Origin of the sequence: Clostridioides sp. ES-S-0048-02 (genome assembly GCF_020658495.1) — a bacterium.
GTDB lineage: Bacteria > Bacillota > Clostridia > Peptostreptococcales > Peptostreptococcaceae > Clostridioides.
Map to the genome: position 1 here is coordinate 517,585 of NZ_JACVWH010000001.1, position 12,908 is coordinate 530,492.

Below are 12,908 nucleotides of genomic sequence, written 5' to 3' on the forward strand. Positions count from 1 at the left end.
GTGTTTAAATATGAGAAAAAGAGAAAAAATATTTGATGGATTAGTTTTTAGGTATATATTAATTTTATGGATGTTATTAATTTTAATTGATTTTACAAGTACAATTATATATGCAAGTAATTCTATGGAGGTTGCTTCTAAAAATATGATTGAAGCCTCAAAAAGAGAATTAGAAAATTATTTAAGTGTCAATGCATCCTTATTAAAAGCTCTTAGTCAAGACGATAGATTTTCTGATGCCAGAACTTCTCTAATTGAAAAAGGTAAGTTATTAAGACCTTATCAAAAACAATATAACCTTTTTATGCTTGGAATAACTGATGCACAAGGGAATACTTCAAGTACATATAGAGAAAGGGTTGGGACAATAAAAGACCGAACTCATTTTCAGAAGGTATTAGAAACAAAGAAAATGGTGATTTCTGACATTACAGTTAGTAAGGTTACAGGAGATAAAGTATTTATTATATGTGTACCTATTATAAAAAATAATGAAGTAACTGGAACTATTTTTGCTTCCTTTTATTTTCAAGATGTAAATAAGATAGTAAGTAGAAGTAATTCTGATGATTCTATTAAGTTTTTAATGGTAGATAAAAATTATGCCATTATTTCTCATCAAAATAAAGACTATGTCCACAATAAGACGGACATGTTTAGTATAGAAGGAAATATTATAGGGTCCAGTAAAAATGAAATTTTAAAAAATATAGATGAGAAACGTCAAGGTGGTTTTTTATCATGGGATAATTGGAAGTTATATAGTGCAAGATATACGAGTATCGAAGGAACTGATTGGACGTTAATATCAAGTTGTGATGTCTTTAAGAACTTTAAAAGCTTGATAATTGATTTTATAATCAAGTTATTTTTCTATATATTAATATTTTTGATATTGTGGAAATTAAGTAATGTTACACTAATAGAACAACTGAAAAAATTAGCTTATTATGATTCCTTAAGTGGAATAAAGAACAAAGAAAAGTTTAAAAAAGATTCTATATATATTTTACATAATTATTATAAGGATGATTTTTACTTAGTTCAATTGGATGTCAATAAATTTAAATACATAAATGAGATGTTTGGTTATACTGAAGGAAATAAGATATTAATACATATTGCAAATGTGTTAAAACACAATACAAACAAATATGAACTTTGTGCCAGAATGGATAATGACCACTTTATATTATTGCTTTCTTGTAATACTGATACTGACCTTTTAAATAGACTAGCTAAAATAAATAATGAAATATGCAATTTAAGTACTAGTAATTCTTCACAATATAAAATTGTTATGTCAAGTGGCATATATAAGATAAATAGAAGTGATGATATACAAAAAATTGACTTGTTAATTGATAGAGCGAATATTGCTGCAAAAACAAAAAAAGATAAGTATGAGCATTCATATTCATTTTTCAATGAAGATACAAGAAATCGATTATATAGAGAAAAGAAATTGGAGGATAATATGAATAAAGCTTTGGAAAAAGGCGAGTTTGTAGTATATTACCAACCAAAATATAGTTTAAATGATGGAAATGAAATTGAAGGAGCAGAAGCTCTAATAAGATGGAACAATCCAGATATAGGATTTATTTCACCCGTAGATTTTGTACCTTTATTTGAAAGAAATGGTTTCATTGTAAATATTGATATGTTTGTATTTGAAGAAGTATGTAAGACCTTGAGAAAGTGGCTAAACAAAGGTTATAACCCTGTGCCAATCTCAGTGAATATATCTCGAGTTCATTTACATAGAGATAATTTTATAGAGAATATTACTGAATTGATAAATAAGTATAATATATCTCCTAAGTTTATAGAACTTGAATTAACAGAAAGTGTTGTATTTGATAATTTAAATATATTGATTGATATAATTAAGAGGCTTAAAAAGATAGGATTTCTTATATCAATGGATGATTTTGGCTCAGGATATTCATCCTTGAATCTATTAAAGGACCTTCCTTTTGATATTTTAAAATTAGATAGAGGATTTCTAATTGAAACAACAGATACAAAACGTGGAAAAATTATTATCTCTAAGATAGTAGAAATGTCAAAAGCGATTAATATTAAAGTTATATGTGAAGGTGTAGAAACCAATGAACAAGTAGAGTTTTTAAAAGAAATAGGATGCGATAAGGTTCAAGGTTATTTATTTGCTAAACCGATGGTACTTAGTGAATTTGAAAAGCTTCTAAAATTTTAGTTGAATTAATTATTAATACTAATTAATTTGTTGATACCCTAACAATTAACTTACAAATATGTAAGTTAATTGTTAGGGTATTTTTATGGTTAAAATGGGATATTCAAGATAATATATTACTGTAGTGAAAATAAAAAAGTAATGGAGAATATAAAATGAACATATTAAGTATTAAAAATATATCAAAAACATATTATGGAAAAGTTCCATATAAAGCATTAGATAGTATTAATTTAAGTATAGAAAAGGGCGAATTTGTAGCTGTTATGGGTCCATCTGGAAGTGGCAAATCTACTCTCTTAAATATAATATCTACAATTGATAAGCAGAGTGAAGGCCAAGTTATATTAAATGGACAGGATACAAGTAAATTAGAAGGAGAAAAATTAGCTGAATTTAGAAGAAAACAACTTGGTTTTGTATTTCAGAATTTTAATTTGATTGATACTTTGACAGTTGGTGAAAATATAATGTTGCCACTTACACTAGATGGTAGAAATGTTAAAAAAATGAACAGGGAAACTAAAAATATATCTGAATTTTTAGGTATTGATAAAATTTTAGATAGAAGAACTTATGAGATTTCAGGAGGACAAGCTCAAAGATGTGCAATTGCTAGAGCAATTATAAATAACCCATCATTACTTCTTGCAGATGAACCAACAGGGAATCTTGATTCGAAATCCACTGATGATGTTTTAGAGTTATTTGCCAAGATAAACAAAGAACAAAATGTAACTACACTTATGGTAACTCATGAAGCATATAGTGCAAGCCATTCAGATAGAGTTGTTTTTATAAAGGATGGATGCATATATACAGAGATAAAGAAATCAGGCACGAATAGTTCTTTTTACAATAAAATACTATCTGTCTTGTCTCAAATAGGAGGTGTAAGGTAGTGACTTTTGGAAGATTTGCTTATAATAATATAATTAGAAATTTTAGAGCATATTTAGCGTATTTTTTAAGCTCAATTTTCTCTATAATGATATTTTTTGTATTTGCAGTATCTATGTTTCATCCAATTATAACGGATTCTGGAATCCAAAGTGGTTCTACTGCATTTATGGCTCTTATGATTTCAGAATTAATAATATTAGGATTTAGTCTGCTTTTTATATTATATTCCTTAGGAAATTTCTTAAAATCTAGATTAAGAGATTTTGGAGTTATGATAATAATTGGAATGAGTGATAAACAATTGAAAAGATTGATATTGATTGAAAATTTAATAATAGGATTATTAGCAATAATGTTAGGAATACTTTTAGGGCTATCTATTTCTAAGTTATTTTTATTGTATTTAGGTAAAATATTTTATATGAACTTGACAGAAAGTTACTTTCCAATAAAAGCGATACTAATGACAATTATATCTTTTATGTTATTATTTTTGATAACAGGACCACTTAGCTTAAAATTGTTAAACAAAAATAATATTTTTGAACTTTTAGTAGGCACAAAGAAACCTAAAAAAGATATAAAACCTTCAAAATTATTTGGAATACTTGGTATATCATGTCTTATGACAGGATATGCTATGATACTATTTGGTAATAAGTTAAATATAAATGGTGATATGTACATGATAGCGCTGTTGATTACTCTAGGAATGTTTTTATTTTTTTCTCAGTTTACCATTTTAATATTAAAGCATATGAAAAATAGAGAGAAGTTTTATAAAAACAAAATAAATATGTTGCTTATAGGTAATTTAGTATATAAGATGAAAGATAATTCTCGATTATTGTTTTTAATGACAATACTTTTATCTGGTACTTTAGTAGCATTTACAACAACTTTAACGCTTGTAACTTCACAAGGTAAATCCTCTAAAAATAATTTTCCAATGGTTTACTCATATTTCTCAGAAGACAATAATAACAAAAAATATGAAGACTTAGAAGAAATTAGAAACACAATAAAAGAATATGATTATAAGGAATTAAGTTTTCCTATGCTTGAATATAATAATGAAGTATTATTAAGTATGAGTAACTATAATAAATTATCAAAACAATTGGGATTAGATAAAATTAATCTAAAGATAGATGAGGGCATTATAGTTCCTAGATATAATTCTAAAGAGCATATAAATTCTTTAAAAGAAATTAAAGCTTATAAGATAAAAAATGTAAACATAAAGATAAAAGAATCAACAGATAGGATAATTTTTCCTACAGGTATGTTTAGTAAAATTATAGTTATACATGATAATTTATATAATAATATACAAAGTAAGTTTTCAAAAATAAACTTTCATGGATTTGATTATGAAAACTGGCAAAATAGTGCTGATATAACTGAAGCATTAAAAGAAAAACATTTTAATCTAGATAGAAATGATATGAAGTCATATTTTTTAACCTTACCAGATATGTATTTAGCTGAGTTACAACAAAGTAAAATTCTTCAATTTATGGGTATTTTCATAGGTGTTATTCTGTTTATGGCAGTTCTTAGTTTTTTGTATTTTAGACTATACACAGATGAACCTTTTGATAAGGTTAAGTACAATAATCTATCAAAAATAGGTCTATCTTTTAAAAATATGAATAAGATTGTTAGTATAGAGATAGGTATACTATTTTTTGTACCTTTTATCATAGCTATTGTAAATAGCATATTTTCTTTACTCTTTTTAAATAGTGTACTAAACAATAGTTTTAACTTAAAAAATTGGGGTATATTATTAGTGCTCTCATGTATATATTCACTTTATTTTCATTTACTAAAGAAATTTTATATTAGAAAAGTTTGGTTTTTTGATTAAAGTGGTATATAATATATATTATAGAAAATTAATATTTAAAAAGTAGTTAATATTAAGGGAGGGCATATGCACCTCCCTTGTAATATGTGGAAAATTAAATATTAGAAGAAGGAGGAGACTTGATGGATAATCAACAATTATTAGGAACGGAACGAATCAGTAAATTACTACTGAAATACTCTATACCGGCAATAATAGGTATGCTGGTAAATAGTCTATATAATGTGGTAGACAGAATTTTTATTGGGAACATACCAGGGGTTGGACCACTTGCAATAACAGGTCTTGGTGTTACGATGCCAATAATGACAATAATACTTGCATTTGGTATGTTGATAGGAATAGGAACAACGACAACTATATCGATAAAACTTGGGCAAGGTAAAGTAGAAGATGCAAGGAAGCTTATAGGAAATGCAATGACATTAGCTGTAGTTACAGGAATTATAATAATGGTACTTGGGATATTATTTGCAAATAAAATACTTACATTATTTGGAGCAAGTGAAAATACATTAATATATGCAAAGACATATATAAATATCATCTTATTAGGAACAATAGTAAATCTTCTATCCTTTTCTTTAAATCACTCAATAAGAGCTGATGGTAGCCCTAAGATTTCAGCAGGAATAATGATAATAGGATGCCTAACTAATATAGTTTTAGATTGGATGTTAATATTTGGATTCAATATGGGAATACAAGGAGCTGCAATTGCTACAGTAACTTCTCAAGCTCTTACAGCCATTTTAACTATAGGCTACTATATAAGTGGAAAATCAAATTTAAAATTCAGTAAATCTCATTTAAAATTAGATAAAAGATTAGTAGGTGCAGTATTTGCAATAGGAATGTCACCATTTGCTATGCAACTTGCAGCAAGCTTAGTTCAAGTAATATCAAATATTGCACTTAAAACTCATGGTGGAGATTTAGCTATAGGAGCTATGGCTACAATTTCTTCTATAGCAATGGTATTTTTAATGCCTATCTTTGGAATAAATCAGGGAGCGCAACCCATTATAGGTTTTAACTATGGGGCTGAAAAATACGATAGAGTTAAAAAAGCATACTTAGGTTCATTAGTAGTAGCTACTATAATTTTATGCATGGGTATGGTAGTAATTATGCTTTTCCCAGAGGCAATTATAGGGATATTTAATAAAGACCCTGAGCTTATGAGTATATCTGTAGATGGTTTAAAAATATACCTACTTATGTTACCAATTGTAGGTTTATCAATTACAGGAACAAACTTTATACAATCTATAGGTAAAGCAAAAATGGCAATGTTATTAAGTCTTCTAAGACAGGTAATTTTATTGATACCAGCAGTAATAATTCTTCCTACATTCTTAGGTTTAAAGGGTGTATGGACAGCTCAACCAGTATCTGACTTTATAGCCACAGTAATTACAGGTGTAGTAGTATTTAGAGAGTTGAAAAGATATACACCTAAAAGTGAACGTTTAAGTGAAATAACAACTGAATAAAAAGTATAATTTCAGATAAATAAGTAAAAAATTGTAAAAAATACAATTATATGATAAAATAAAACCGCTGTCAAAAAGAAGAGAAATTCTAATTATGGAGTGATTTTATGGAATTTACAAAAAAAAGCAAATTAAAAAATATGTATGTAAACATGAATGTAGCTAGAATGTTGTCTAAGATAAATGAGTATAAGGGTAGACAACTGCTTTACAAAAAACAACCAAAAGAAATTTTAGAAAGTCTAGAAAAAAAATCTTTAGTAGATTGTTCAGAATCTACATATATTGGAAATCAAAAAGAAAGTAATACTTTTAATTTAGAAAAATTAATAAGTAATGAAGTCACACCTAAAAGTAGAGAAGAGTTAAGTATTGTTGAATACAGAGATGTAGTAAAAACTATTAACAGTGCTTATGAGAGTATACCAATAAGCTCACAAACAATTCTTGAACTTCATGGATACTTATATAAATTTTCATCTACCAGAGGGGGAAGCTATAAATCAGAAAGTGGATTCTTTGAATATAATTTAAAAAATAGTGACTTCATAAATGTTGATGCAAGTGTTAATAAGGTTGAAAAAGCTGTAGAAGAAATATGTGAAGCTTATAATACATTGATAGATGAGGATGAAATTGATATATTAATATTAATTTCTGCATTTGTGTTAGATTTCATCTTGATACATCCATTTAAAGAAGGTAATATAAAAATGGCAAGAGTACTTATACTATTGCTGTTAAACAAAAATGGATATGAAGTTGGAAGATATATAAGTTTAGGAAAAATATTTGATGACAGTTCATATGAGTACTATAGTAACTTAAACTATTTGAAGTCATCTATAGGGAATGAAAAATCAGATATGAATGCTTGGATTGAATATTTTTTAGAAACTATATTGACTGCATATAAGAAGTTAGATGACAGTTTAAATGTATCTGATAAGAAAAGACAGACAAAAACTAGTAGAATAGAAAAAATAATAAATTCTACTCTTGGATATTTTACAAAAGAAGATATAAAGGACTTGTGTCCTGATATTCCAGAACCTACTATAAATAGAGTTTTTAATAATCTAAGAAAACAAGATAAGATAGAGGTTGTTGCAAGGGGAAGAAGCGCAAAATGGAAGAAGAAGTATTAAAAAATACTTTAATAATTTTAATGGTATAGTGTTAAAGCACTATACCATTTTTTATTGAAATTAGAAACTCTGAGAGGAATTTACATAACTTTATGGAACACTTATCTTATCTAAAATACTATAGGTAATTTCTTGATTAGAATTTTAAAATATTTAAAATTATATTATATAATAAATTATGTTTTATTCCTGTACTCTATCAATTTACTTTTTAAGATTATTTAACAAATATATTTCTATTAACTTTATAATTTAATTACAGAATAGAATGGTTATTTTTGTGAAATAATAATATAAAAATAATCTTAGGAGTGAGCTTATGAAGAAAAAATTATTATATATAAATGTGAATTCAAAACCAGAAGATTTATCTTCAAGTAAAACTGTAGCAAGAAAGTTTATCAATAAATTTATAGAAAAAAATAAGGATTTCGAAGTTGAAGAAATAGATCTTTATAAAGAGCATATACCAAGACTAGAATATCAATACTTCGAAAAGAGAAATAGTATAGTCAGCGAAGAAGCCGCTAAGCAATTAGATGATAAGGATAGAAAAGAACTTGCAAAAATTAGAAGCCTTTGTGACCAATTTGTGAGTGCAAGTGTATATGTAATAGCAGCACCTATGTGGAGTTTATCTTTTCCAGCACCACTTAAAGAATATATAGATTGTATAATTCAAGATGGAAAAACTATATCTTTTGAAGGTGATGATAAACCACAAGGAATACTGAATGATATTGATAGAAGTATGGTATATATACAATCTTCAGGTGGACATATACCATGGGTACTAAAACCAGTTATGAATAAAGGGGTAAATTATGTGGAAAGTATCATGAAATTTATAGGAATCAAAAAATTTGATGAATTATTAGTAGATGGAACTGGAACTAGTGAAGAAGAAAGACAAAGTGCAATAGAAAAAGCATCTGAAAAAATAGAAGGCATAGTAGATTCTATGAAGTTTTAGTTATAATATTTTATTTTATTGAAAATATAAAGGAAAAACCTCTCTTAATGTAGAAACCTATATTGAAGGAGGCGAAAATCATGCGAGAAGAAAAAAGTAATGAGAAGTATGATTGTTATTGGTGTAATCAAGAAAATAATTTCCATGTAGAGATAAAAGACAATGTAGTGATGATAGATGATGGCACTGGTATACTTAAACAAGCCGTTTTCATAGGGTATAAACAAATTCAAGTTAATTTGAATTGTTCACATTGTCAAAACTTAAATAGAATAAAATTAAATTTGTAAACTTTAGATATGGAGATTCTTGAAAGAGTTAAAAATAGAAAGTATTAATATTTAGACTGAAAATTATATTGTATACAATAATGATTAATTTAAGCTGTATTGTATTTTAATATTTATTTTCAGTCTTACTTTATTAAAATTATTTTTTGGGAGTATCTTGGAAAAAAGTATCTACTATTTTTTCTGAAATACTTTTTAATTGGTCAGCCATTGAAGTTAGGCTTAGTAAGGCTATCAATAAATCACCTTTATTTTCTGGATTAATACTGATATTTTCAAAATTAGACTCTATAAAGTTTGGCATATTATTTCTTTGCCTTTCTTTTATTGATATAAACTTTTCATAACATGCCACTAAATCTTCTCCGTTGAAATCATCTTTTTCGTATACACCATTTAAGATTCTTTTAATCTCTTGTATTGTAAGTGTATTTTTCATAGAATAAATGATTATCATTTGTAAGATTTGTTCTTTGGTATATTTTTTTCCCTTAATTGGTTTGATTAATCCTTCTTTACTATAATTATTTATCATTGTTTTAGTGAGAATTTTATCATCCTCAAATCTTTTATTGGCAGAAAGTTTACTGTCAATTAGAGAAATAATCTGATCCATATATAGGTCAATAGATGGAATATCATTTGAAGTTATATCTGTATTATTTAGCGTTTCCAGTATTATGGTATTTAATTCATTGTTCATCATATGTTACCTCCATAATATTTATAATACACTAATTTAGAAAATAAAACAATATTAATGGTTGCAAAAGAGATATAAAGTGGTATAATTAAATTTATAATATAGTATTAAAAACTATATATAAAATGTAATTTTTAAAATACATAATTGTAGGAGGACGAAATGTATCAATTTTTTTTAAAGGGTAGAGACCCAATAAGTAGTTTAACTCATTTTATAGGGGCTTGTTTATCTCTTATAGCTACTATAATTTTAATTTTTCAATCTATATCTTTACAACAAACTTCTTTTTTGATGATAGTGTCTGTGTCTGTATTTGGATTATCATTAATTGCTCTTTATAGTGCAAGCTCATATTATCATTTTTTAAAAGGTACACCAGAACAAGAATTATTTTTCAGAAAAGTAGACCACGCAATGATTTATGTATTGATTGCTGGTTCATATACACCAATATGCTTATATTTTATGCAAAAAGAAGAGGGAATAATATTTACTACAGCAATATGGATAGTTGCATTTATTGGTATAGTAATAAAAATATTTTGGATGGATGCACCTAGATGGTTGTCTACAAGTCTATATTTACTTATGGGGTGGGCAATTGTCTTTGATATAAATGCATTTAATTCAATTCCTAAGGATTGTCTTAACTTATTAATAATGGAAGGTGTATCTTACTCTATAGGTGCAGTTATTTACATTATTAAGAAGCCAAACATAAGTCCTGAATTTGGATTTCATGAGATATTTCATATTTTTATTATGTTAGGTTCTTTATTCCACTTTTTAGCTGTTTTATTGTATGTTTTATAGTTTAAGAATCCAGTTAATTGATACTAAAATTTCTACAATGAAGAAAATAAAAAGAACTGTCTTATATAGAATCTATCTTCTACTATAAGACAGTTCCTTATTATAAATACAATTATATTTATAATAACCTGTTTATAAAAATAGCATATTCAAAATGTCTATTCCATAATTCCTTTAATGTATTTCTCATTTACGACATATAGTTTGAATTTATGTACTATAATTATATCCTCTAAATTCTCTGACACACTAACAATTCTAACACATTTATTTCTAATTTCTACAGGCAAATCTAAATCATTTGTTAAATTTACATAGTCATCATATTTATACATAAAATCATCCCTTTACATTAAGATATACTTATTATACTATATTTTAATAAGTTTTTTTAAATTATTACAATTTTTCCCGAAATTTCATTTTTTATACACAAAACTTCCAAATTAAGTAAAGATTAAATATCTAACTGTACAAATAAAAAATCATATAAAATATTTTATTTAAATTTTTAAATAACTATTGCCAATTTTTGAAAAGTATATTATTATTAATAGTAATAAAAAAACTGTAAATTTAGAATATTAATAAAAAATATTTGGGAGGAAATTATCATGGTGAGATTAAATGTAGAAAAATTAAATATAAAATTAAATCATCACCATCATCATAGATTAAAGGGATTGTAATATGAAATTGATTCATAGACACAAGCCCTGTTTTTAGTGTAATTGGTCTTGTATCTATGATGGGAAGTAATTTTAAAAGAAAATTATAGCCATATAGGTATAAAGCCTATATGGCTTTTTTATTGTTTTAAATTTGCAAATGTAAGAGTAATTTTAATGAAAAGGGTGAGAGTATGAAATTTTTAAGAATTGAAGATGAGGTTATTTATTCTAAAAAAAGATACAAATTAAAAAGAGAAATAGACAGGCTTTTCTTAGATGAAGAATATTTTCAAATAGAACCACAATTATTTGAAGAATATGATGAATTTACAAATATAAATAGTAAAATCCCAAAAGAATCTATGGTAAAGGTTGTAAATGGAAGAGTAATGGTGTTAAGAGCTGATATAACTACAAGTATAATAAAAAGCCTCATACCAAGATGGGAAGAGGGTTTAAAACTTAAACTTTTTTATAATTCATCTATATATAAAAATAAGAATACAGTTGGAATAAAAGAGATAAGACAGATAGGTTGTGAGTATTTAGGAGAATCTTCTGTAGAAGCAGATAGAGAAGTGGTAAAATTGGCCCTTAAGATACTTGAAAAGTACAACAATAATTTCATTTTGGAAGTTGGGAGTAGTAAATATATTAATGGATTATTAGAGGAATTAAAATTGAATAAGAATTGTGAAAATCAAATTAAAAACTTATTATATACCAAAAATAACCATGAATTAAAAGTATATATTGAAGATTTAAAAATTAAAAATGATGTAAAAGAATTATTATCAAATATCTTAAGTTTTCAAGGTAATCTATATAATGTTATTGAAAAGGCGCAAAAATTCTATTGTAATGATAAGATGAAACAAGCACTTGAAGAGTTAAAACAAATAAACGATTTAATTGAGGAATGTAATTTTTTAGATAAAGCTAGATTTGATTTATCAATGATTACAATGCTTGACTATTATGAAGGAGTTATGTTTAGAGGATACTATCCAGACTCATATAAAGAAATTCTAAGCGGTGGAAGATATGATTCTCTAACTAAAGAGTATGGAAAAGAAATTCCAGCTATTGGATTTACATTAAGTGTTGATGAGCTAATGAAGTATGTATATAAGTAAGATTGAAAAGGAGGTATTATTTTGGATTATTTAACTATAGCACTAGCAAAAGGAAGAATAGAAGGGGAATCATTTAAAAAATTTAAAAAAATGGGCTTGGGAGACAGTATAGATACTGATACAAGAAAGTTAATTTTTAAAGATGAAAAAAATAAAATCATATATATACATGTAAAACCATCAGATGTGGTTACCTATGTTGAAAAAGGAGTTGCTGACCTTGGTATAGCAGGGAAAGATACTATTTTAGAAAATGAAACAGATGTATATGAAATATATGATTTAGGTTTTGGAAAGTGTAAATTTGCAGTAGCAGGATTAAAGGGAGATAGCATATATAGAAAAGATGAATATTTAAAAGTGGCAACAAAGTACCCAAATATAGCAAAAAAATACTTTAAAGAAAAAGGTCAAAAAATTGAAATAATAAAACTAAATGGTTCTGTTGAACTAGCTCCAATAGTAGGCTTATCAGATGTAATTGTTGATATAGTTGAGACAGGTAATACACTTAAAGCAAATGGACTTGAAATATTAGAAGATATATGCGATATAAGCGCTAGGATTATATCAAATAGAGCTAGTTATAGATTTAAGTATGAACAAATTCAAAATATAATTCGTTTGTTTAAGGAAATTGATAACTAAAATATAATTAAAATTGACAAGGAGAGGTTT

Annotated in this window: 12 protein-coding genes; 10 read left to right on the plus strand and 2 right to left on the minus strand. The window is 26.1% G+C overall.

The window, feature by feature from the left end; translation table 11 throughout:
* Window positions 1–10: 10 nt before the first annotated feature.
* The 7 genes from IC173_RS02450 (at window position 11) to IC173_RS02480 (ending at window position 8,904) form a co-directional block, all read left to right on the plus strand.
* Window positions 11–2,221, plus strand: coding sequence for an EAL domain-containing protein (locus IC173_RS02450; RefSeq protein ID WP_227432924.1), 2,211 nt, complete (start codon window positions 11–13; stop codon window positions 2,219–2,221).
* 155 nt (window positions 2,222–2,376) lie between these two features.
* The gene (locus IC173_RS02455) at window positions 2,377–3,123 is read left to right on the plus strand and encodes an ABC transporter ATP-binding protein (RefSeq protein WP_227823745.1); all 747 of its coding nucleotides are present in this window, start codon (window positions 2,377–2,379) and stop codon (window positions 3,121–3,123) included.
* Window positions 3,123–4,997 (plus strand): ABC transporter permease, encoded by a 1,875-nt coding sequence (locus IC173_RS02460; RefSeq protein WP_227855110.1) that lies wholly within the window; start codon window positions 3,123–3,125, stop codon window positions 4,995–4,997. Before IC173_RS02455 ends, IC173_RS02460 begins: the two co-directional genes overlap by 1 nt.
* A gap of 122 nt (window positions 4,998–5,119) precedes the next feature.
* Window positions 5,120–6,493 carry an MATE family efflux transporter gene (locus IC173_RS02465; RefSeq protein ID WP_227482349.1) on the plus strand — a complete coding sequence of 458 codons (1,374 nt, stop codon included), beginning with the start codon at window positions 5,120–5,122 and terminating at the stop codon, window positions 6,491–6,493.
* A gap of 107 nt (window positions 6,494–6,600) precedes the next feature.
* On the plus strand, window positions 6,601–7,641 hold the full coding sequence (locus tag IC173_RS02470) for a Fic family protein (protein WP_227432928.1): 1,041 nt from the start codon (window positions 6,601–6,603) through the stop codon (window positions 7,639–7,641).
* A 319-nt stretch (window positions 7,642–7,960) separates the two neighbouring features.
* Window positions 7,961–8,614, plus strand: coding sequence for an FMN-dependent NADH-azoreductase (locus IC173_RS02475; protein WP_227432929.1), 654 nt, complete (start codon window positions 7,961–7,963; stop codon window positions 8,612–8,614).
* Window positions 8,615–8,694: 80 nt separating this feature from the next.
* On the plus strand, window positions 8,695–8,904 hold the full coding sequence (locus IC173_RS02480) for a hypothetical protein (RefSeq protein ID WP_227432931.1): 210 nt from the start codon (window positions 8,695–8,697) through the stop codon (window positions 8,902–8,904).
* A 139-nt stretch (window positions 8,905–9,043) separates the two neighbouring features.
* Here IC173_RS02480 and IC173_RS02485 read toward each other — a convergent pair whose 3' ends face one another.
* Window positions 9,044–9,610, minus strand: a complete 567-nt coding sequence (locus IC173_RS02485; protein WP_413927178.1) for a DUF1836 domain-containing protein — start codon at window positions 9,608–9,610, stop codon at window positions 9,044–9,046.
* 159 nt (window positions 9,611–9,769) lie between these two features.
* Between IC173_RS02485 and trhA the strand changes: the two genes are divergently transcribed.
* On the plus strand, window positions 9,770–10,423 hold the full coding sequence (gene trhA, locus IC173_RS02490) for a PAQR family membrane homeostasis protein TrhA (RefSeq protein ID WP_227482350.1): 654 nt from the start codon (window positions 9,770–9,772) through the stop codon (window positions 10,421–10,423).
* A 158-nt stretch (window positions 10,424–10,581) separates the two neighbouring features.
* On the opposite strand, the gene IC173_RS02495 is transcribed toward trhA, so the two are convergent.
* Window positions 10,582–10,758 (minus strand): hypothetical protein, encoded by a 177-nt coding sequence (locus IC173_RS02495; RefSeq protein WP_003420092.1) that lies wholly within the window; start codon window positions 10,756–10,758, stop codon window positions 10,582–10,584.
* A gap of 527 nt (window positions 10,759–11,285) precedes the next feature.
* Between IC173_RS02495 and IC173_RS02500 the strand changes: the two genes are divergently transcribed.
* Together IC173_RS02500 and hisG are read left to right on the plus strand one after the other, a co-directional pair.
* Complete coding sequence (locus IC173_RS02500; RefSeq protein ID WP_227432936.1) at window positions 11,286–12,230, plus strand: ATP phosphoribosyltransferase regulatory subunit; 945 nt, start codon at window positions 11,286–11,288, stop codon at window positions 12,228–12,230.
* 21 nt (window positions 12,231–12,251) lie between these two features.
* Window positions 12,252–12,878: an ATP phosphoribosyltransferase gene (gene hisG / locus IC173_RS02505; protein ID WP_227432938.1), complete on the plus strand. Its 627-nt coding sequence runs from the start codon at window positions 12,252–12,254 to the stop codon at window positions 12,876–12,878.
* The last annotated feature ends 30 nt before the right edge of the window (window positions 12,879–12,908 follow it).

Coding starts and splice junctions, on each gene's coding strand:
- IC173_RS02480 (WP_227432931.1), top strand. CDS start 8,695: ATGCGAGAAGAAAAAAGTAATGAGAAGTATGATTGTTATTGGTGTAAT.
- IC173_RS02455 (WP_227823745.1), top strand. CDS start 2,377: ATGAACATATTAAGTATTAAAAATATATCAAAAACATATTATGGAAAA.
- IC173_RS02465 (WP_227482349.1), top strand. CDS start 5,120: ATGGATAATCAACAATTATTAGGAACGGAACGAATCAGTAAATTACTA.
- IC173_RS02500 (WP_227432936.1), top strand. CDS start 11,286: ATGAAATTTTTAAGAATTGAAGATGAGGTTATTTATTCTAAAAAAAGA.
- IC173_RS02485 (WP_413927178.1), bottom strand. CDS start 9,610: ATGATGAACAATGAATTAAATACCATAATACTGGAAACGCTAAATAAT.
- IC173_RS02475 (WP_227432929.1), top strand. CDS start 7,961: ATGAAGAAAAAATTATTATATATAAATGTGAATTCAAAACCAGAAGAT.
- trhA (WP_227482350.1), top strand. CDS start 9,770: ATGTATCAATTTTTTTTAAAGGGTAGAGACCCAATAAGTAGTTTAACT.
- IC173_RS02450 (WP_227432924.1), top strand. CDS start 11: ATGAGAAAAAGAGAAAAAATATTTGATGGATTAGTTTTTAGGTATATA.
- IC173_RS02495 (WP_003420092.1), bottom strand. CDS start 10,758: ATGTATAAATATGATGACTATGTAAATTTAACAAATGATTTAGATTTG.
- IC173_RS02470 (WP_227432928.1), top strand. CDS start 6,601: ATGGAATTTACAAAAAAAAGCAAATTAAAAAATATGTATGTAAACATG.